At 64.3% G+C, this 21,007-nt stretch carries 18 protein-coding genes; 10 read left to right on the top strand and 8 right to left on the bottom strand.

What is annotated here, in order from left to right:
* Positions 1-175 precede the first annotated feature (175 nt).
* Both DBZ32_RS06775 and DBZ32_RS06770 read left to right on the top strand, forming a co-directional pair.
* A complete protein-coding gene (locus tag DBZ32_RS06775; protein ID WP_119166291.1) occupies positions 176-568 on the top strand; it encodes a hypothetical protein in 393 nt (130 codons plus the stop codon).
* A gap of 698 nt (positions 569-1,266) precedes the next feature.
* The gene (locus DBZ32_RS06770; protein ID WP_119166290.1) at positions 1,267-2,427 is read left to right on the top strand and encodes a hypothetical protein; all 1,161 of its coding nucleotides are present in this window, start codon (positions 1,267-1,269) and stop codon (positions 2,425-2,427) included.
* A 12-nt stretch (positions 2,428-2,439) separates the two neighbouring features.
* Here the strand turns inward: DBZ32_RS06770 and DBZ32_RS06765 are convergent, their stop codons facing one another.
* From DBZ32_RS06765 to DBZ32_RS06755, 3 genes are read right to left on the bottom strand one after another with little or no spacing between them, the layout of a single operon-like run.
* The gene (locus DBZ32_RS06765) at positions 2,440-3,195 is read right to left on the bottom strand and encodes a sulfite exporter TauE/SafE family protein (protein ID WP_119166289.1); all 756 of its coding nucleotides are present in this window, start codon (positions 3,193-3,195) and stop codon (positions 2,440-2,442) included.
* Between the two features lie 39 nt (positions 3,196-3,234).
* On the bottom strand, positions 3,235-3,744 hold the full coding sequence (locus DBZ32_RS06760) for an aromatic-ring-hydroxylating dioxygenase subunit beta (RefSeq protein ID WP_119166288.1): 510 nt from the start codon (positions 3,742-3,744) through the stop codon (positions 3,235-3,237).
* Positions 3,745-3,747: 3 nt separating this feature from the next.
* Positions 3,748-4,989: an aromatic ring-hydroxylating dioxygenase subunit alpha gene (locus DBZ32_RS06755; RefSeq protein ID WP_119166287.1), complete on the bottom strand. Its 1,242-nt coding sequence runs from the start codon at positions 4,987-4,989 to the stop codon at positions 3,748-3,750.
* 187 nt (positions 4,990-5,176) lie between these two features.
* Here DBZ32_RS06755 and DBZ32_RS06750 point away from each other — a divergent pair, with 187 nt between their 5' ends.
* Positions 5,177-5,671, top strand: coding sequence for a MarR family winged helix-turn-helix transcriptional regulator (locus tag DBZ32_RS06750; protein ID WP_162906608.1), 495 nt, complete (start codon positions 5,177-5,179; stop codon positions 5,669-5,671).
* A 44-nt stretch (positions 5,672-5,715) separates the two neighbouring features.
* On the opposite strand, the gene DBZ32_RS06745 is transcribed toward DBZ32_RS06750, so the two are convergent.
* Entirely contained in the window at positions 5,716-7,677 is a 1,962-nt protein-coding gene (locus DBZ32_RS06745) for a TRAP transporter permease (RefSeq protein ID WP_208539120.1), read from the bottom strand.
* Between the two features lie 7 nt (positions 7,678-7,684).
* Positions 7,685-8,668 (bottom strand): TAXI family TRAP transporter solute-binding subunit, encoded by a 984-nt coding sequence (locus DBZ32_RS06740; protein WP_119166285.1) that lies wholly within the window; start codon positions 8,666-8,668, stop codon positions 7,685-7,687.
* A 267-nt stretch (positions 8,669-8,935) separates the two neighbouring features.
* Between DBZ32_RS06740 and DBZ32_RS06735 the strand changes: the two genes are divergently transcribed.
* The 5 genes from DBZ32_RS06735 (at position 8,936) to DBZ32_RS06715 (ending at position 13,975) form a co-directional block, all read left to right on the top strand.
* The gene (locus DBZ32_RS06735; RefSeq protein WP_119166284.1) at positions 8,936-9,547 is read left to right on the top strand and encodes a carboxymuconolactone decarboxylase family protein; all 612 of its coding nucleotides are present in this window, start codon (positions 8,936-8,938) and stop codon (positions 9,545-9,547) included.
* Complete coding sequence (locus DBZ32_RS06730; protein ID WP_119166283.1) at positions 9,544-10,551, top strand: ornithine cyclodeaminase family protein; 1,008 nt, start codon at positions 9,544-9,546, stop codon at positions 10,549-10,551. The genes DBZ32_RS06735 and DBZ32_RS06730 overlap by 4 nt, the downstream gene beginning before the upstream one ends.
* A gap of 39 nt (positions 10,552-10,590) precedes the next feature.
* A complete protein-coding gene (locus DBZ32_RS06725) occupies positions 10,591-11,715 on the top strand; it encodes a cupin domain-containing protein (RefSeq protein WP_119166282.1) in 1,125 nt (374 codons plus the stop codon).
* Entirely contained in the window at positions 11,712-12,632 is a 921-nt protein-coding gene (dapA, locus tag DBZ32_RS06720) for a 4-hydroxy-tetrahydrodipicolinate synthase (RefSeq protein WP_119166281.1), read from the top strand. The genes DBZ32_RS06725 and dapA overlap by 4 nt, the downstream gene beginning before the upstream one ends.
* A gap of 116 nt (positions 12,633-12,748) precedes the next feature.
* Positions 12,749-13,975, top strand: coding sequence for an NAD(P)/FAD-dependent oxidoreductase (locus DBZ32_RS06715; protein WP_162906607.1), 1,227 nt, complete (start codon positions 12,749-12,751; stop codon positions 13,973-13,975).
* A gap of 369 nt (positions 13,976-14,344) precedes the next feature.
* Here DBZ32_RS06715 and DBZ32_RS06710 read toward each other — a convergent pair whose 3' ends face one another.
* Positions 14,345-15,511: an ATP-binding response regulator gene (locus DBZ32_RS06710; protein ID WP_119166279.1), complete on the bottom strand. Its 1,167-nt coding sequence runs from the start codon at positions 15,509-15,511 to the stop codon at positions 14,345-14,347.
* 447 nt (positions 15,512-15,958) lie between these two features.
* Between DBZ32_RS06710 and DBZ32_RS06705 the strand changes: the two genes are divergently transcribed.
* Positions 15,959-18,463, top strand: a complete 2,505-nt coding sequence (locus DBZ32_RS06705) for a TonB-dependent receptor domain-containing protein (protein WP_119166278.1) — start codon at positions 15,959-15,961, stop codon at positions 18,461-18,463.
* A gap of 207 nt (positions 18,464-18,670) precedes the next feature.
* Entirely contained in the window at positions 18,671-19,192 is a 522-nt protein-coding gene (locus DBZ32_RS06700) for a CC0125/CC1285 family lipoprotein (protein ID WP_208539119.1), read from the top strand.
* Between the two features lie 21 nt (positions 19,193-19,213).
* Here the strand turns inward: DBZ32_RS06700 and DBZ32_RS06695 are convergent, their stop codons facing one another.
* Together DBZ32_RS06695 and DBZ32_RS06690 are read right to left on the bottom strand one after the other, a co-directional pair.
* Positions 19,214-19,774: a nuclear transport factor 2 family protein gene (locus DBZ32_RS06695; protein WP_119166277.1), complete on the bottom strand. Its 561-nt coding sequence runs from the start codon at positions 19,772-19,774 to the stop codon at positions 19,214-19,216.
* 19 nt (positions 19,775-19,793) lie between these two features.
* Complete coding sequence (locus tag DBZ32_RS06690) at positions 19,794-21,005, bottom strand: MFS transporter (protein ID WP_119166276.1); 1,212 nt, start codon at positions 21,003-21,005, stop codon at positions 19,794-19,796.
* Positions 21,006-21,007: the final 2 nt, after the last annotated feature.

The following is a 21,007-nucleotide window of genomic DNA, read 5'->3' as shown; positions in this document are numbered from 1 at the left end:
AGACCTCATAACCCGGCCCACATACGGCAACAGGTGACGGCAGGGTGGCAATTCTCGCGACTGTTGAACACCATGCCGATGGTGGTTTCCCGCGGGAGTGACGTCAGTTCGCCTTGCGGCGGCTGAAGTCCTCCCTGTGGGGTAGCTGTTTCCTGACCGATAGGGAGGATTGAGGGTGTCGCATTCCGAATTGATTGCGCTCGCCGGTTTCGCCGTCGCCGCCATTGCCATGCTGCTCGTCACCCAGACGAAGGAACGGGTCTCCTTGCCGGCCTGGCTCATCCCGGCGGCGGTCGTGATTCCCTTCGCGCTGTGGACCGGTCTCGCGATCGTCGAGGAGGGGCTTTTCGGCTTCTTGCCGATGCTCGTTGGATCCCAGTGGGGACTGCAGGTCTGGTTCGATCGCTGGATGAGCGTGACGGCGGCCTTCTTCCTTCTCCAGAACCGCGCGCGGGCGGCCGGCATGAAATCGGAGGTCTGGGTGCTCGCCGTTATCTTTACCGGCAGCATCGGATTGTTCCTGATGCTGGCTCGGACGGTCTACCTCGAGCGTAAGGCGGCAGTCTGAGCCCGATGAGGCGTGACTGCCGGGTGATTAACGGCTGCCGGAGGCAGTCCTCATCGGTGCGGGGGATGCCGGCAGACTGACCTCGTTGTGCGCGCGCACCGCAGCTTCTGACCGTCCGCCAGCCGCAGTTCGTAACGGTGGACCTGGCGCAGCGCGGTCGTTTCGTTCGACTGCGGCTGCGCGCCGAGGATCCGAGCGGCCTCTGCCACAGTCTGTGCGAGAGCGCAATCGACTGTCTGGTGGTGCAGGGCGCGTCCCCGCCTCAGCCTCAGTCCCAGGCAGAGCCGGCGCCACCCGCGGCGGCGAGTCAACCGGCTCCGCGCCGAACGGGGGCGTAGCGGTCCGCGGCCCCGACGGGCGTATCACCGTCGTCGAGCCGGGGACCCTTGCGCGCCCTTCGTCCTGCGCGGCATCGCTTGCACCCAGCCGGCGGTCGGCAACCAGCGCTGCGTCACTTGCTTCCCGTGAACCCGGCCATAGCGGCGCCATGACCTGAAAGCGCACCGGTGATGCGACGCCTTACCGGCTCAGATCGAACGGATACCGGAAGTTTCGGCCAATGGCACCGCTTGCGAGCAGTTGCCGAGACCCTGATCTGCAGAGCATGCAAAACCAGATCATTCGCTAAGGCGTTAATGATTTGATAGGCTGGCGATCTGACAAGCGGCGGAAAGCCGCGCTGCGCAGCGGGAGGAAAGATGCAGACGTCGCGTGAGACCCCCTATGTCGGCTTGCCGCGGGAAAAGACCTTCGAGACGGTTCAGACGGCCGAGTATTTCCAGGCTCTCGAGAATTTCACCCGGACCTTCTGTTTTACCGGAGACGACCGGGTCGTCTTCCTGGCCGACCGGACCATCGACCCGAAGGTGATCCAGGCGATCTGCGGCCTGGCGCGCGCACGCGGTACGGAGCCGATGGTGGTCATGAGCCACACGACCCAGCACACGGAGATTCCGGAGGAAATCAAGCCGATCCTGGAGACGGCGACCTTCGTGATCTCGACCTGGTTCTGTTCGATCATCGATCCCCTTTGCATCGCACTGCGCAAGGGCGGCCAACGTTGGGTGAAGATCACCTACTTCCGCGATCTGGAGCTGTTGAAGACGCCGCAGGCGCGCTTTCCCATCGACATCGTCGGTGAGATCATCCGGCAGACTGCGGCGCTCTATCCGGAAGATCAGGTCTTCGACCTTCGCTTCACTTGCCCGCACGGCTCCGATCTGCGGATCAAGTTCACGCAGGAGATGCGGAACAATCTGCTGCGCTCCAATCGCTGGCGCGGTCGGATGACGCCGGATGAACCGGGCGCCTACGTCCACTACCTGCCGACCCACGGGCCGAACCTCTACGACCGCACGGCGCTCGACAACGACGACGGCGTGGTGGCCGAGATCGACGGTGTGGTGATCCCGCAGTGGGCGGTCGGCTTCGAAAAGCCCTTCGACGAGCGCTTCGAGGTCGTCTTCGCGCGCGACCGTATCACCGGGGTCCGAGGGGATGGCGACTTCGCCGCGATCTTCCGGGATATGCTGACTGACGGGCAGTTGATCGAGTTGGGCTGCGGCTTCAACCCCAAGGCGCCGCGCTACACGGTCTACCCGGCTGGCTCGAACTCCCCGGGTGCCTTGCATTGGGGGATCGACCTGGCCGGGCCCTCCGACTATATCCGCCGGGTCATGCCGCAGTGGGAGGAGCCGCCGGTGCACATGGACCTGATCAACTACAACATGACCGTCACCGCGGGGAACACGACGCTGATCGACGGCGGCTTCCTGAAATCTCTGGAGGCGCCGTCCGTCGTCGAGATGGCGTCTCGCTACGGCGACCCCGTCGATCTGCTGCAGAACTGGCCCGACTGAGACCTGGCGGCCTCACAGCGCGCGCCAGATCAGCGTTGCGCCGATCACCGTCAGGAGGACCAGAACCAGGCGGCTGAAGAGGTCCTGCGGCAGCCGCTGGCGCAGATGCTGTCCGATCCAGAGACCGACGCCGACAGGGAGCAGCGCCAGCGCCGACAGAGCCACCTCAGGCAGGCCGAAGAGGCTGAGCCAGGCCATCGCCGCATAGAGCGGCAGGGTGCCGGCGAAGTAGATCAGCGCGATCGCCGAGACAAAGCTGGTCTTAGGCATTTTCAGGGCGACGAAGTACATCACCACCGGCGGGCCGAAGAAGGACGACAGCCCACCCAACACGCCGGCGGCGAAGCCCAGTGGCGGCCCGATCCATCGTTCGGCCGAGAGGGGAATGGTCAGGCGACCGCCGACCAGGTTGAGCAGCGCGAAGACGATAACCAGGCAGCCCAGGAACAGGGACAGGCGCCGTTCGTCGATGGCGGCCAGGAGATGCGCCCCGATCAGGATGCCGCAGACAAGCGCTGCCAGGAGCGGCCAGAAGCGGGCCACGGCGGGGCGCAGGCCGCCTCCGACGTTCATCTGCACAAGGTTGCTGATCAGCACCGGCAGGCCGAGGACCGCGATCGCGGTCGGGACCGGAAGCTGCATCGCCAACAGCGGTACCGAGACCAACGGCAGCCCGATGCCGATAGTCCCCTTGACGGTACCGCCGAGCAGGAGGGCCGCGAAGCACCAGGCCAGTGTCGCCGTCGACAGCTCAAGTACAGCGGTCATTCTACGGTGCCGGCTGCCTGCCCGGCCCTCTACCGGGCGTCAGAGTGGATAGACGATACTGTTGGGGACCAGATCGTTGTCCAGCACGACGATATGCTCGCGCAACCGCAGGACGCCATCGGTTTCTTCGACCAGCCGGTCGCGGTAAAGACCGGTCGCGAAGACCCGGCTGGGCTCGTCGATCATTGTTTCGAACACGGCGAAGCAGGCTTTTGTCTCGATCTCGCCTTCGCTGCCGCCGCTGCAGCGGATGTTGGAGACCAGGTGGCGCATCACGCGCGGTGTGTAGGTGTTGATGCCTTGCGCCGCCGAGACCCGATCCTTCAGCATGCCGCGGCTTTCGGCACGGACTAGCGCCAGGGGCCAGCCCTGCTGCCAGTTCTCCTGCGGCAGCACGCGATACTGTCCGTCTTCGGTGAAGAGGTCCGGCCAGACCTCGAGGCGCTGCGGATCGTCGGCGATTTCAACGTAGCGGGCGTAGAAGTCCTCGACCGCGATCCGCAGAGCCAGATCGTCGGGCAGGGCGCGTAGTTGGGTGGCAGGATCCATGGCCTAGACCCCCATGATTTGTCGGTAGTACTTGTAGAAGGCGCGGATCGCGCTTTCGGTCACCATGTGCGACGTGTCCTCCGTGTCATGCCCGCCCATCTCGATGACGCCGCTGGCTTGCGGTGCCTGGGCGATGCCGACCTGGGAGAACTCCATGACCTCGCTGTCGTCGAGCGAGACGTAACCGGCCGGGCCCATCAGATTCGCCTGGCGCAAACGGCGGGTGACCATCGCCTCTTCGTCGTCCTCATAGGCGAAGTAGGTCCAGATCAGGTCGAAGGCGTTCGGGCCGCGTGTCACGAGCTGGCGTATCGCCAGCGTGTTCGACTGCTGCTGCACGATCAGGTTGGGCCAGAGGGTTTGCATGACCACCGTCGCCGTGCCGGGGAACTCGCGCACCGGATCGAGCAGCCGCGGGTCGTTGAGCTGAAGGGTTTCGCGAAAGCTCTTCATGTCCGACAGGTCTTCGGACTTCTTCTGCTCGCCCTTGCGGGAGACCAGAACGGCGTGCCGGCCGCTGGCGTCCATCTCGACGCTCGAGTCGTTGTCCGCCCGGAAGAGACCGAAGGTGACCAGAAAAACATGCAACAGGCTGGCGTGATAGGGATCCTTGATGTTCTCGAACATCAGCTTCCAGTTCGCCGGCGTCCGCTGACGCTGGTAGCCCAGCACCTTCAGCTCGCGGCCGTCGAAGACGCGGTCGAAGTAGCCCAGCATCGCCGCCCCCAGGTATTCCTCCAACGAAGGTACGGCCGGATCGAAGCTGGCGAAGACGACCCCGTGACGCTCGGCCGTGCGCAGCTTGCGCAGGCCGTGGTTCTTCGGGTCGAAGTCCTCCGGCATTCCACCCTGGCGTTTGACGCCGCGGCGGAACGGAACGCCGATCAGGTTGCCCTGCAGGTCGTAGGTCCACTGGTGGTAGGGGCACATGAAGTCCTTCGCCTTGCCCCGATGGGTGCGGCAGAACTGCACGCCGCGGTGGGCGCAGCGATTCTCGAAACCGCGAATCTCTCCGGCCGCGTCGCGCACGATCACCACCGAGCGATCGCCGATGAAGGTGCGCTTGAAGTCCCCGGGCTCGGCCAACTCCGCCGAGAGCGCGACGTAGCTCCAGAAGGGGCCTTGGAAGATCAGGCGCTGCTCGCGGTCGTAGATATCTTGATCGGTGTAGAGCCAGTAGGGCACGCGACTGTACCCTTCCTCCGACCACCGGCGCTCCCCTGCCGAAGGTGCCATCTCATCCATCGCGACGGTCCTCTGTTTTTATTCGATGCTTAACGAGTTCGCGGCTGTGCGACCACAAGCTATTGACGTACTTCGATTCGGGTTGTTCTGTGCAAAGCGAACCGTCTATCCGTGGAGGCCGCTGCGCAGGGGCGCAGGTCGGCCCCAGGATCCACTCCGAGATCAGACTGAAGGCAGAGCAGGCGCGATGAGCGAGTCCGTAAAGAAGCCGTCCCGTCGGAAACCGCAGCGGCCGGTTCTCCACCCGGACGAGAGCATCGGATACCTGCTGCGCGATACCTACCGCTATTTTCAGCGGTTGTTGCAGGCGCGGATCGAGACCTGCGGCATCACCATGGGGCACTGGTTTTTCCTGCGCGTTCTCTGGGAACAGGACGGTCTGACCCAGGCGGAGCTGTCGAAACGGGCGGGCATCATGACGCCGCGGACGGTGACGGCCCTGAACGACCTGGAAAAACGGCGCCTTGTCGAACGCCGGCCACATCCGTCGGATAAGCGCAAGTACAACGTTTTTCTGACCCGCGAGGGGCGTGCGCTGGAACGTCAGCTGCTGCCCTACGCGATCGAGGTCAACCGGATGGCCGCCGCCAGCCTGGAGCCGGCCGAAGTCGTCTCCCTGCGCCACTCCCTGAAGGTCATCCGGGAGGAGCTGCGCCGGAAGATCGAGGATGAGCGCCGCTGAGGCGACGGTTGCAGGCGGGTTCGTCATTTTTAGGTCGATCCCCTTCACTTGGCATCGGTCTGGGAGACCGGTGCCTTTGCCCGCCCGGTGAGGTGATCGACGAGACCGGGCGTTAGCACGACCGCCAGAACCAGGAGGCCGAAGGCCGCTGCCGCCGAGATCAGGGTCGGCACGATCAGCAGCAGACCGGCTCCGGCGAAGAGCAGGCGCGGCAGCGCACCGAGCGGCGCTTTCAGATAGCCCTCGACCGCCACGGCGAGGATCAGCACGCCGGCCAGAGCCGTCGTGCAGGCCAGGGTCACGTTCAGCAGGTCCCCCTGCAGCAGCAGGCCGTCGCCGTAGATGAAGGCGAAGGGCACGATGAAGGCCGTAATGGCCAAACGAACGGCGGTGAAGGCGATGTGCAGCGGGTTGGCGTCGGCGATCGCCGACGCCGCGAAGGCCGCCACGGCGACTGGCGGCGTCATGGCCGAAAGGACCGCGAAGTAGAGCAGGAACAAGTTCGCCTGCAGCAGGCCGAACCCCATTTCGAGCAATGTCGGTCCGACCAGCACGGCGGCCAAGATGAAGGCCGAGGGCGTCGGCATGCCCATCCCCAACAGGATCGATAGGGCCGCCGCGATCACGAGCGCCAGCCCCGCATTGTCGCCGGCCAGCAGGAAGACCAGATCGGCGAACTTGTTGGCGAGTCCGGTCATCGAGATACCGCCGATCACCAAGCCGGCCGCCGCGCAGGCCGCCACCACCGAGACCATGCGCAGGGTCGTTTCGCCGAGCGCGTCCCAGATCTTCAGCAGGCCCATTCGTGTCGAAGGCCGGACCGACGCGACGGCGAGCACCGTGGCCGTCGCGAAGACCGCGACGTAGGTGGGCGAATAGCCCATCAGGAGGGCGATGGTCATGGCCCCCAGCGGCACCAGGAACAGTCCGCCGTTCTGCAACGTTGCGGTCAGTGCCGGCAGCTCGTCGCCGGGTAGGCCCCGCAGACCCAGTTTGAGCGAGCGGAGGTGCACCTGCGTGTAGACGCAGACGTAGAAGAGCAGGGCCGGGACCAGCCCGGCGATGACGATCTCGCGATACTCGATGCCGGTGAACTCGGCCATGATGAAGGCGGCCGATCCCATCACCGGCGGCAGCAGACTGCCACCCGTCGAGGCCGCGACCTCGACGCCCCCGGCCAGACGCTTCGAGTAGCCGAGGCGCTGCATGATCGGGATGGTGATCGAGCCGGTGGTCACCACGTCCGAGGTCGGGCTGCCGGACAGCGTTCCGTAAAGCCCTGAGGAGACCACGGCGATCTTGGCGGGACCGCCGGGGCGCCGACCGGCGATCGCCGCCGCGAAGTTGTAGAAGAATTCGGCGCCGCCGGCTTTGGCCAGGAAGGTGCCGAACAGAACGAAGAGAAAGGCGTAGGTCGCCGCTACACGGATCGGCACGCCGAACAAGCCGTCCGTCGTGAACATCATGATGTCGAGGAAGTGGTTGAAGCTGATCTCGCCGTGGCTCAGCTTGCCGGGCAGCCAATGACCCCAGAGATTGTAGGCCAGGAAGATGGCGACGATCGTCGTCAGCCCCATGCCGACGGTGCGGCGCGTGGCCTCCAGCGTCAGCATCAGCAGTGCCGGCGCGAAGACCATGTCGAGTCCGGTCAGCGGATGCAGCAGCGTGATCCGCGTGATGATCCGCTCGCTTTCGATCAGAAAGTAGGCACCGACCGCCAGCGAGATCAGCGTGAACAGCCAATCGAGCGGAGAGGGCCGGTCGGTCGGGCTGTCCGGAGTGGCGCCGACAGTCAGGAAGACCAGCGCCAGCATGGCCGCCAGGAAGACGATCGTCATGGCAAAGAGATCGACGAACACGATGGTGGTCGTGTAGACCACCGCGATCGCGATCAGGGCCGCGAAACCATGGACCGCTCGGCCCAGCGGGCCCGGCAGTTTGCGGCGCTGGCCGGAGGATGCAAGTCCGGCCAGCGCGCGCTTCACTTCGATCGTCTGCAGAGCCACCTCGGCCTCACATCAAGCCGGCTTCGGAGAGGTAGCGGAGCGCCCCGTCGTGATAGGGGACGACTTTCTGCGCGGCCATGATCTCCGGTGTCAGGGCATTCATCGCCTTGTGCACGCCGGCGATTTTCCCGTGGTTCTCGAACAGCGCCTTGGTCAGGTTGTAAGCGGTCTGTTCGTCCATATCGGCCCGGACCACCAGGGCAGCGCCGAGCGTCACCGTCGCGGCATCCTCCGGCGCCCAGTCGTAGCTGCCGCCGGGGATCACGAAGTCGCTGGTTCCCGTGCGGTCGTTGACCGCGGCCTGGGTCTCCGCCGAGATCGGTAGGAGCTGCAAGTCGATGGCATCGGCCTGCTGCATGATGGAGCGGTGCCGCACGAAGATCGAGTTGAGGGTCATGTCGACCCGTCGGTCTTGCATCAGCGTCGCCTGCTCGCCCGACGCCGCGTAGATCACGTCACCGCCCCAGGCCTCGATCTCGTCGGGACCGGCGCCGATTGCCTCCAGCATCGCCAGCGCCACCGCGGAGGCGATGTTGCCGCGCTTGTTGATCGCCACACGCACCGGAACCTCTTTGGCGGCAAGATCGGCGAAAGTCTCGATGCCGTGCTTGGCGGCGAAGTCGGCGTTGATGACCGGTTGCATCGGTGCCCAGGTGTAGAGATAGCTGAGCACCCGCAGATCCTCGACCGGCGCGTTGAATGGCTCTCCGCCCTGCTTTGCCACCTGCAGCTCGGCATCGTGAACGATCCCCATGTCGGCGTCTCTGCGCTGGAGCACGGCGACGTTCGCCAGGCCGCCGCCTGAGGTTTGGTAGGTCACCGTCGAGCCGGGGTAAGCCTCCTTGACCGCGGCGTCGAGGCCGGCGCCCAGGAGCGACCAAAGGCCGCCCGGCGACGCACCCGCGACGGTCAGATTGTAGCTCTCGGCAAAGGCCGGTGCCGTTGTGAAGCTGAAAGCCGCTACGGTCGCCGCAATCGCGAACTTGCGCATTCTTGAGTCCTCCCATCGAAGTTTTTGGCTGCCGGTGGCGTCTTGTCGCGCCTCTCAGTGGAGAGCTGGCAAATTTCACTCGCAAGTGAACGATATAATTTCGATGATTGGATCACAAGCGGATAATCCGAGTCTATATATCATCATAATCTACAAATTAATTATTATATTTCAATATATTAAATCTTCAAACGAAGATATGTCTTAGCGCTTGGATAGGAGAAATTTATTCGCTACAGTGCGAATGGAACAGATGGGAAGGCTCTCATGAGCAAAGCTATTCCGCGACTGGACTTGAGGGAAATGCCCGACGGCTTGGCGGCTGCGCTGCAGCCCCGTGTCGAACGGTTGGGCTACCTCGGCGAGTTCTTCCGGGTAGCAGGCCACCAGCCGCAGGCGCTCGAGGCCTTCGTCGACTTCACCGAGAGTGCCAAGTCGGATCTGCCCAAGGCGTTGGTCGAGGTTATCGCTCTGACCTGCGCGGCTCATCTGGGCAACGCCTATGAGCGCCATCAACATGAGCGTCTCTCGGTACGGCTCGGCCTCGGTCGCGATTGGGTCGAAGCGGTCGAGCGCCTGAATCCCGATGGTCTGAATCCTGACGGCCTGGGACTTGAGGAGGAGACGCCCAAGGGAACTCAAGCTCTGTCGGAGGCCGAGTGCGCCGTGCAGCGGTACCTCCTCGCGGCATTGGAGTCTCATGGCCGGTCGGAGGCGGCGCACACGACCTTCGAGCACCTCGTGGAGCTTCTCGGCCACCGGCAGGCCGTTGCGGTCATGATGGTGGCCGGGCGCTATCTCGTGCACGCACTGATCGTCAACACGCTGGCGCTCGAGCCGCCGGTGCCCTCCATCTTCGAAGACGGGTTCGTCGGATGAGCACAGAAGACGCCACCCTCTGGATCAGCGAGGCCGACGTGGTTCGGGCGATCAGCCTGCCCGACGCGATCGACGCGCTGGAACACGGACTTGCACTGGAGGCGCAAGGCCGTGCCACCAACATGGAGAAAACGCATCTCCTGTGGGGCGAGGGCCATACGCTGCATGCCATCGGCGCCACGGTGGAAGGCGAGCAGGTCGTTGGGACCAAGACCTGGGCGCATACCGCGGGCGGTGCGACGCCGCTGCTGCTGATTTGGAACTCGGAGACCGGGCGTCTGCGCGCGGTGATCGAGGCCTTTGCGCTGGGGCAGATGCGGACCGCTGCCGTGACCGGCGTCGCCACCCGCTGGATGGCACGCCCAGACGCCGCCGTACTTGGACAGGTCGGTGCGGGCAAGCAGGCGCTGACCCAGGTCGCGGCCGTCTGTGCGGTCCGCCCGATCGCCCAGGTGCGTCTGTTCAGCCGGGACTCCGACCGACGCACGGCTTTTGCCCAGCAGGTCCGCAGTGCCGGTTTGGGGGTCGAGGTGGTCGCGGCGGAGACTGCCGCGGCCTGTGTCGCCGACGCCGATGTGGTCACCCTGGTCACCCGGGCGCGAGTACCCGTCTTGGGCTCGGCCGAGCTGGTGCCGGGTACGCACCTGAACGCAATCGGCGCGATTTCGCCCGAGCGCGAGGAGTTCGGCCAGGACGTCTTCGAGCGCTGCGCCTCGATCGGCGTCGACAGCCTGGCGTCGGTGCGACGTCTGTCGAAAGAGTTCCGGACCCGCTTCGGCGAGGATGAAACCGCTTGGCAGGCGGTCCGCCCGCTGTCCGCGCTCGTGGCCGAGGGTGCAGGTCGCCGGACCGGAGCGGATCTGACTCTGTTCAAGGCCATGGGTATGGGCATTTCCGACCTGGCGGTGGGACTGGCAGCGCTGCGCGAGGCCGAGGCGCAGGGGCTGGGCCGCCGCTTGCCGCATCCGACGAAAGTGAAGCCGCGCCTGACGCGCGCCGCCTGACTGCGGCCCGGCAGGCTCTATGCCGAGGGAGAAGCTCAGATGAGCAGCAGTACGTTCTTCGTAGACAAGGCGGGCGTCGACCAGCAACAGCCGCTGGACTTCTGGCCCGCCACCGTGATCCCGAAGGAGGCGATCGACGCCGAGGTCGAGCGCCTGGCCGATCTGCCGATCCCGGCCAACGGCCGCCGTCAGTCCTGGATCGTCCATCCGCACTCCAAGGCGCCCGGGTTGGGCCTGGCGCCGGGCATCCGCGTCAACCTGGATGTGCTGAAGCCGGGCGAGAAGACGGCGCCGTTCCGCCACAACGCTACTGAAGTGAATTTTTGTATTCGCGGCGGCGGCTATTCGATCTCCGGCGGCAAGCGCGTCGACTTCGGGCAGTACGACGTCTGGAATCACCCGTCCTACGTCACCTACTGGCATGTCAACGACGGGAAGGATCTGCAGGTCCGGCTGACCTACTCCAACGCCGCGCTTCTGGATAAGATGAACGTCTACCTCGCCGAAGAGAACGCGCCGACCGACATCAGGGCGGTCGAGGGGGAGGGGTACGACTACGGCGAGGGGAAGGGGCGCGAAGATCCGCGCCGCGAGAGCCCTTACGGCACCTTCCAGTTGACCGAGGACGGTGCTTGGCTGATGCCTTACGAGACCTTGATCAACCCCGCGTCGGTGCCGTCTCCCGTACTCCATTGGCCCTGGGCGTCGGTCAAGGAGAACATCGATAAACTGGAGGCGCTGGGCAAGGACTACGTCGGCCGGCGTCTCTATCTGCTCTACAATCCGCGCACGGAGCGAACCAACGGGACCACCCCCAGCTTTTTCGCCACCATGACGATCCGTCCACCGAAGATCGTCGACCGCCCGCACCGCCACGTCTCGGCCGCCATCAACTACTATTTCAGCGGCAGCGGGCGGAGCACGGTCGAAGGCGAAGTGCTGGAATGGAAGGCCGGCGACCTGATGCTTTCGGCGCCGGGATGGGCCGTACACAACCATGCCAGCTACGACGATTACGTCTACGAACTGACCGTCCAGGATCAACCGCTCAACATCTGGATGGAGTCCCTGCTGTGGCAGGAGGACCTCAAGCTGCCGGCGTCGATCCTGGGTAGCCAGCCGGGCTTCGGCACCAACCGCAAACTGGCGGGAGCGGCGGAATGAGATCGCTTGACAGTGCCTTCCTGCGCGGCAGCTATCCACCCCTGGTGACGCCCTTTTCGGACGAGGGGGCCGTGGATTACGACGCCTACGCGCGTCTGGTGGATCAGCAGATCGCGGCCGGCACGCACGGGATCGTCGTGAATGGCACGACCTCAGAGCCCTCGACGCTGACCGTCGAGGAGCGCAACCGGCTGGTGGACGTGGGTCTCGAGGCGGCGGCCGGGCGCGTGCCCGTTGTGGCGGCGACCGGCTCGCAGAGCTTTGCAGAATCCGCGGCGCTCACCGAGCACGCCACCAAGGTCGGGGCGGATGCGCTGCTGATCGTCACGCCCTACTACATACGCCCGCCGCAGCGCGGACTGGTGGCCTACTACGCCGAGCTGGCGAAGCGGACCGACAAGCCCTGGATGATCTATCACATTCCCGGCCGCACGGCGGTCTCCGTGACGTTGGAGGCGCTGCAGGAGATCGCCGGCGCTTCGGAAGACTTCGTCGGCATCAAGCATGCGGTCATCGACCTGGCGCTGGTCAGCGAAATGCTGCGGACCTTCGGAGAAGAGTTCCGCATCTTCGTCGGCCTGGAGGAGCTCAGCTTTCCGATGCTGTGCATCGGTTCGGCGGGAATGATGAACGCGGTCGGCAACGTCTGGCCGTCGGCGGTGGCGGAGCTCTACGAGGCGACGGCGGCCGGCGAGATGGCGCGCGGGCGTGCGCTGCATTTCAAGCTCTGGGAATTGAACAAGGCGGTCTTCTTCGACACCAATCCGATCGCCATCAAGTACATGATGCGGCGGCTTGACCTGCTTCCCAGGAACACCCACCGGCTGCCGATGGTGCCCGCCGCGCCGGAGCTGGAGCCGCGCCTGGACGCCGTTCTGCAGCGTGCCGGGCTGCTGCGGGAAATCGCCGCACAGTAGACGGGGGAGGAATGCACCGGGTGCGGCAGCTGTTGCCGCACCCGGGCCTCGGTATCCCAGGTCTCGGCATCCGGAGGCTTCGGGCCATCCGGGGGAGATCGGAGCTTTCTCGCTTTATGTCGCAACGAACCGCCGTCATCGTCGGCGCCGGCCAAGCCGGAGCCCGCACCGCTGCCGCGCTCCGGAAGCAAGGGTGGCAGGATCGCATCCTGCTGCTCGGGGCCGAGGAGGAACCGCCCTACGAGCGTCCACCGTTGTCGAAGCAGGTCTTGACCGAAGACGCCGATCCGAATGCCGGCGGCATCTACGCCCCGGACTGGTATGCCGACGAGGCTGTCGAGTTGCGCGTCGGCTGCCGGGTCGAGAGTCTGGACCCTGCGGCGCGGCGTCTGCGCCTGGCGGACGGCGGCGTCGAAGGTTGGGACGTTCTGGTGCTGGCCACCGGCTGCGAGGCACGGCGGTTGAGCCTGCCGGGCGCCGGATTGGACGGTGTGGTCTCCCTGCGCACTGCCGCGGATGCCCGCGCTCTGCGGTCGCACTTGCGGCCCGGCGCCGATGTGGTCCTGATCGGCGGTGGCTTCATCGGTCTGGAGGTGGCGGCCAGCGCGCGGCGCCGGGGATGCAACGCCACTCTGCTGGAGATGCGGCCGCAGTTACTGGAGCGTGCGCTGCCCGCGCGCCTGGCGCGGTATCTGGCGCAGCGCCATCGGCGCGAGGGCGTCGACTTGCGTCTGGGGGTCGGGGTGGCCGGTTTCGAAGGCGATGGCGGGGTCCGTGCCGTGCGCCTGTCGGACGGAACCCGATTGCCTGCGGATCTGGTCGTGGTCGGTGTCGGTGGTCTACCGAACGTCGGGCTGGCGCGGGCGGCGGGCCTCCCTTGCGACAACGGGATCCGCGTCGACGGCGCCTGCAGGGTCGCCGAGGATATCTATGCGGTGGGCGACTGTGCGTGCTTCGACGATAGCTGGAGTGGCCGCCCGGTACGACTGGAGTCCTGGGAGAATGCGGAGCTGGCGCCGCAGGCGGCGGCAAAGGCCATCCTGGGTGGCACCGAACGCCATGGCGGGGTGCCCTGGTTCTGGACGGACCAATACGATCTGAACCTGCAGCTACTGGGTCTCAAACAGCCGGTCGCGCAGGAGGTTCTGCGGGGTGACCCGGACAGCGGCAGCTTCTGTCTGCTCGGTCTCGTGGAGGGCCGCGTGACGACGGCGGCCCTGGTCAACGCCGGCCGCGAGCGCCGGCCGCTCAAGCGGTTGATCGAAGCTCGCGTTGCCCTCGACCCGGCTACGCTGGCCGATATCGACAGGCCGCTTAGGGACGTGGTCAGTGCTGCGACGTGACTGCGACGTCGCCGTTCGTCAACCGCCGCCTTGGATCCGCGAAGTCGACTTTCAGGGCCGGCCTTCAACCGCGCGTGGGACGCGGCCCGAATGCAGCAGGGTGTCGGGCATCCAGGGCTGACGGCTAGAGCTATGACTTCGTCCAGGACCGAACCCACGATGGCCGCCGCAAGATCGCCACGACGCTGCGGCACAAGTCGAAGCAGGTAACGAATGCCGGCAATCCCGTGTCTCTTTTCTACGATTGCACCGTCGCATCCTTCTCTGACTATCTGCAAGCCAGGTGCGCCAGGAAGGACAACGCCGAGAGGGAATGCCAAGGCGGGTGACTCCAGACGCTCCAGCGGCGGGCTGTAGTCACGTCCCTCTCTAGCGCGGCAGGGTCACCACGACTTGCGTGCCCTCGCCAGGAGTGCTCTTCAAGCTCAAGCTGCCGCCATGAAGCTCGACCAAGGAGCACACGATCGGCAGGCCGAGGCCGGTACTGTCGCGCGGTTTCGAGAGCGGGTTCGCCACTTGGCCGAAGGGCTTCAGCACGGTATCGATGTCTTCGGCTTTGATCCCGATACCGGTATCTTCGACATGAATGCGAACAGCCTTTGCTGTTGAAGTTGCTGCCACCTTGACCGTGCCGGCGGGCGGCGTGAACTTCACCGCGTTGGAAAGCAGATTCAGCAGTATCTGGTAAAATGCACGCGGATCCGCGTTTACACGGACGCCTGAGAGCGAGGGATCGAGGACCAGCCGCACGCTGCGGGCATCGGCGGTCGGGGCGATCAAGGCGGCGACCGTCTTGGCTTCTTCTTCCAAGCTCAAGATGCACGGGTCGATTTTGTATTCGTTGGCCTCGATGCGGCTGATATCCAGTAGATCGTTGATCAGAGACAGCAGGTGGTTGCCGCTTGTATGGATGTACTCGCCATAGCGTCTGAGATCATCGGCAGACTGCCCGTGGATGCCTAGGGAGATCATCTCGGCGTACCCAAGAATCGAATTCAAGGGCGTGCGCAGTTCGTGACTCATGCGTGCCAGGAAGTCGCTCTTCGCGTTGCTGGCGGCGACGGCCTTTTCTTTCTCAGCTTGAAGCTCGGCCCGGCTCTTACGCAATTGCTGTTCGAACTGGAAACGGGAATGGGCATAGATGATCGAGCGAGACAGGCTTTGCGTCGAGATCTCGGACTTCTCCAGGAGATCGACAACGCCGGAGTTCAGTGCCTCCACGTCCAGGGCCGCACCGTCGCTTCCGGTCAGCATGATAAACGGCAGGTCGGAGTTCATGCCGCCGAGTGCGGACACGAGATCCGTGCCGAGAGATTGATCGATAAAGTAGTCGACCAGAGCGACGTCGTAGCTCTCGGACGCGAGACGTTCGGCAGCCGAACGCGCGCTGTCGATATGGGTCAGTTGGAATTGCGCCTGGCCGGACGCCGACAACAGTCTGGCGACAGTCAGAAAATCATCCGGATCGTCATCGACGACGACCACGCGATAATGGGGCCGCGTGAACGGCTCGGCGGTGAACGCCCGAAACTCCATCCTGTCGTTCCACTCTACTATTGATAGAGCATAATATAAGAAGTGCCATTTTATTATAGTATGTCTTTTCTAAGGTTAATTCTCAGTAAACTGCGCTCTTCGTTGCCTTTGCCTACACGAAAATTATCTTCTCGCGCGGTAATTTTCCGATTTGGATGCAGTCGAATGTTTCCCTTCGCGCGACAAGACCTATCGTCTTGTCCGTCGCCCGGTCGAAGCTGCACAGTAAAGTGTGAGCCTGTTGGCCAACGCCGCTCCACGCGCTCGACCGGCCTTGCCTCGTCCGCAGTCCCCGCGCTGGTGCCCGGCCAATTCACTTTTTCGACTCCGGAGGTCAGGAGGTTGACCTCTCCAGCCGTCTAGTCAGTAGGGTCGGCGCCAGGGGAGTGGCTGCCGACGCCTGTATCTGCGCGATTTCGGACAGTGGTAGGGAGCTGGGGCGGGGCGATGACGGAGAGCAGCGGACGGCGAGACCGGGAGAATCTAGATACCGAGAGGCTGGGACTGGGCGAGGCGCGCGCTCTTCTGCTCGGTGTCTGGCTACTACCTCTTCTAATCTCCGCCCCAGTCCAAGCCGAGGACTGGCAGCGTCGTCTTAAGGAGTTCAACGCCGGCGCGGAACTTCGCTTCGAACTCGCCGGACATCAGCTCGCACAGCTTACGGAGCCCGAGCAATGGTTCGATCTGCCGGCGGGCGATCTGGAGACCGCACTGCTGGCTTTCTCGCAGGCGGTCGATCTGCAACTGCTCTATCCGGCCGCCCTGACGGCGGGTCTGGAAACGCGCGGCCTCCAGGGTAGCTACAGGCCCGAGCAGGCGCTGCAGCTCCTGATCGCCGGAACCGGACTCACCTACCGTTTCACCGACACCACTACCGTGACCCTGGCGCAGACCGCTCCGCAAGAGGGGAGCGCGGGCGAAGACGCGCCGCTGCGGCTCGATCCCGTAACCGTGACAGGGGCCCGCTTCGCCACGCCGATCTCGGAGCTTCCCTCCTCCAACACGGTGCTCGGCCAGAGCGATCTCGATGCTCAGCCATCGTTTCAAAGGGACGCCGTCGGTGGCTTGGCAAAGGTCGTGCCCGGCCTCAACTTTACAAGTCCTCTCGGCAGCACCGCCACGCTTCGCGGCCGCGACGTTTCTGTCCGGATCAACAATATCGAGATCAATCAAAGGTTTCGACCGACGGGAAACTCAATCTTCGATCTGCCGGCGTCGGCCTTTCGGCGGGTCGAGGTGGTGCGCGGCGCGGACGCGACCTTCGGTTTCGGGGCCAGCGGCGGCGCCGTGAATTTTCGCACCCCCGAGCCGATTCCCGGCGAGATGCAGCTCGAGACGACAGTCGGTCTCTCGCTGCAGCCGACCGATATCGCCGACAGCGTCAGTCCAGAGGTGCGGCAGAGCGCGACCGGTTCTCTGGATCGCCTGGATTACTGGGTGGAAGTGGGAGGGGAGATCAACCAGTCGCTGTTCGATCCAGACGGGGATCCGCTGCCTGACAGCGACAATACCTTTCCCAACAGCAATGTGATCGATGTGAATACGAACCTCGTTTTCAATCTCGATGAGGATCAGAGAATCAAGACGACGCATTTCTATGTGAAGACCTCCCAGGATCCGGAGTTCGTCGCGGTGGCGGATGGAGACGTCGATACCGGCCGCAAGACCTCCACGGCGCGTTTCGAGGACATCGGCGAGGCCTTTCAGGACTCCTTCCGGCGCCAATACGTCGGAACCGCCAGCTATGAAAACGACGATATTCTGGGCAACCGCCTCGATCTGACGCTGTTCTACCAGGACCGCGTGTTGCAGCAGCTTCCCGCTGAAATCGTGCCGCCGCTGTTCATACAGGTTCGCGAGGAAAACCGCCGGCTCGGCGGGCGTCTCAACATCGAGACACCTCTCGCCTTTCTGGACAACGGCTGGTTTTCCGGTTCCACCGTGACCTGGGGCGGGGACCTCCAGCGCTTCGTCTACGACGCCGAGGAGACGATCGACCCCGCCGTTCCTTTCGCTTTCATCGTTCCGGATGCCATCGAAACCAGTCGCGCCGTCTTCGCGCAACTGCGGGCGCCTTTTCTGGAGGACTTTCTCATCACCGGCGGAGTTCGCTATGAAGCGACCGACGTCGAAATCGGCTCGGCCAATCTGGCGCCCGCCTTCGGCGGTAACTTCGAAGGTGGTGACGTGAACTTCGATCAGGCGCTGTTCAACGCCGGTCTGATCTACTTCGTGACCGACGAGGTCGAGCTCTACGGCAGCTTCTCGCAAGCTGCGGATGTCCTCGATCTCGCCCGTGCGCCCCGTCTGACGACCATTACGTCGGCCGACGACATCAGGCCGGAACCGGCGACAACCGACCAGTTCGAAGTTGGCGTCCGTGGGGGCTGGCGGAAGATCCAGGCCACGGCCTCGCTGTTCTACAGCGAGTCCGATCTGGCCAATCAGTTCACTGTCGTGCCCGACAGCGGCTTCGCGGCACCGGTCAGAAGGCCGCAAGAAATCTGGGGCGCCGAGATCACGCTGGACACCCAGCCATGGGAGGAGTGGGGCTTCGGCGGGAGCCTCTCCTTCAGCGAAGGCATGACGGAACTGGAAAACGGCGACACCGTCGATCTCAGTGCCGACAGTATCCAGCCTCTGAGGTTTACCGGATACGTCGAGTACAAGCCCTTTTCCTGGTGGCGGAACCGGATTCAGGTGTCTCACCAGACCTCGGCCGACGCCAGTCCTCAGTTGGACAGATCCGGCGTCAAGCCGCTGACCTTCGTCGACGTCTATTCCGAGGCCGAGGTCGGGCCGGGGCGATTGCGGCTCGGCGTGGAAAACCTCTTCAACACCGAGGAGTTCAATCCGACGGCCCAGACCAATCGGAGCAACACTCTGGGCCAGATCACCAACGTCCCCTTTCCGGGAACCACACTGAACATCCGCTATTCGATGCGGTGGTAGCCGGCAGCCATCGACCGACGGGGTCTCGCCGCTATCCTCCTCGGCCGCTCTGGATCCCCTGCGAAGCGATCCTAGATCTTGTGAAGCGACTCACTGCGTCGCGCCAAGATCGGGATAGCTTCTGTTTTACAGAAGCTGTCGGACGTCTTGAGGACCTCAAGAGACCCGGTCTGCCGACGGAAACACACGTTCGGAGCGGTGAATCTCATGAAGCCTATCGTCTGTCGCAGTCTTCTTGCCGTCGCTTTGCTGTGTTTGTTGGCCGCCTGCGCAAGTCCGACCCCTTACCAGCCGGTCGAGGATCGTTTCGGCTACGCCGTCCAGCCGCTGGAAACGGACCGCTATCGGGTCAGCTTCGCCGGCAACAGTTCCACACCGCGGGAGACGGTCGAGGATTTCCTGCTTTACCGCGCTGCCGAGGTGACGCTGGATAAGGGGCAAGACTACTTCCTGCTTGTCGATCGCGACACCGAACGCTTAACCAGCTTCCGCACAACGGGTTCCGGATTCGGCAGTTTCTCCCGGTTCGGCGGTTCGCCTTTCTACGGCAGAGGCTTCGCCGGTCCGAGCTTTGCCACGGCCACCACGCGGCCGCGCGACCGTTTCACCGCCTACGCCCAGATCGTCGTGCGTCAGGGCGAAAAGCCGGTCGACGATCCGAACGCCTTCGATGCGCGCGACGTCCTTGAACGCCTCGGGCCCAACATCGTGCGTCCCGAAGAGTCGTAAAATCGCGGTGTCCTGGAACGCTTAGCTGCCGCGGTGCATCTCCTCGATAGCTTCCTCGCCCGCCGCCTGTCCGTTACGCGTCATCTTCTGCTCCTCGATCACAACGGCCTTGAAACGCCAGCTTGAAGCTTCTCGCGCTAGAGTCACTCGTTCGCGGCCTCGGCCTTCGTAGACGGTTTCAGACGATCCGCGCCGTATCACAGTCCGGAACCGCAGCTCGACTAAGGCTTCCGCGGAGCGGCCGTCGCCCGTCGCGCTCAGGAGGCGATGTTGGATTTCCGTTTCCGGCTTGTTTTCGGCGCCCCGACGTTCCCGTTCCAAAAGCGAGGGCCGGTCCAGGGTAAAGCCCTTCTGGTCGACGTAGGTGAAGTCGTCGGTCATCAGCTCTCGCAAGGCATCGAAGTCCCGCTCGAGCAAACGATCCTGAAAGGTTGCCAAGAGCGCTTCGACGTCTTCGGCGAGAGCCGCCTGTGCTTCGGCATTGCGTTCCGTGTCATTCGGCCCCGTATCTCCCTGTGCAGGGGCGTCACTGGTCCGATCTTGTCGGGAGGGGTCGTCAGGGGCTTGCATCGGTTCGTCCATTTGCTGCTCCAAGCCAGATTCAGCGGTATGTCTCGATAGCCGGGTCCGTCTCCCTCGATAGCCGCAGCGCGAGCGGCAGCAGGCGTGAGATCACGAAGCCACAGAAACAGCTGAGCGCCCCGACGGCGAAACCCGCGCCATAGCCGAAGGAGCCGGCGATGAAACCTCCCGCGACGGTTCCGGGAAGGGCGCCCAGGGCGAAGAGCGCCAGGAAGGTCGTCAGGTCGGTTCCCCCCTGCATACGGTCGCTCAAGGTCATAAAAAGCGTTGTGATCACTACCTGCATGACGGTGAAGGCCGCGAACAGCAGGACGACCGACGAGACTGCGAGGGCGACGGTCGGATGCCCCGTGAACTCGATGAGAGCGATGAGCGACAGCGCGGCGGTGGAGCTTGCGGCCATCCAGCGAAAGGCGGTCGCAAGGGAGAGCCTGGTCAGGGCCAGGCTGACGGCCGGCCCGACGATCATGAAGCCGGCCGCGTTCGCCAGGCCCACGGCGAGCGCGATCTCGCTCAGCCCCACACCAAGATCCACGAGCCGAGGCTGCATCAAGGTGAAGGACAGACCCTTGGCGAAGGAAAGCGGCAGGGCCACTGCCAGAACTCTCCTCGTTTCAGGGCGTCGCAGCAGTTCGGCGAGCGATGCTCGGGGGCTGTCTTCGTTAGCGGCTGCGGACGGCTCGCGGAGCAGGGGCAAAAGCAGCAGCAGAGTGGCGATGACGACAATCAGAATGAGGCAAGCGGTCGACCAGCCGAACCGCTCGACAACGATCAGCATGGCGCTGCCGCCGAGTAGCAGACCGATGGCGCCGCCCCAACCGATGGCGGTACTGCCCCAGGCGCGCCGCTGGGGTGCGAGGCTTTCGACGGCGTAGCCGAGTGTCGCGATACGCTGGGTGGCGGCGGCGAAAGACACGGCAAAGGCCACAATCAGAAGAGCCAGGGCATCCTCGGCAGGATCGAGCCGGAGAGCGAGACCGACGAAGGCCAGCGCCAGGAACTGCATAGCCAGAATCCAGGTGCGCCGCCGGCCGAGACGGGTAAACTGCAGACGATCTACGTAGGGCGCCCAGAGAAAGCTGAGCGCGAAGGCGCCGTAGGCGAGGCCGAAAAAGCCGAGAAGTTCGAGTGAAGCGCCGGACTGCCGCAAGATGGCGGGGACAGCTCCGTAGAAAAAGAACAGCGCGAGGTACTGCGCCGCCGTCAGAACCGCGAGGGCGGCCAATACCATGG

Origin of the sequence: Algihabitans albus (assembly GCF_003572205.1) — a bacterium.
Lineage (GTDB): Bacteria > Pseudomonadota > Alphaproteobacteria > Kiloniellales > DSM-21159 > Algihabitans > Algihabitans albus.
This window is presented reverse-complemented; position numbering and strand designations above follow the sequence as displayed.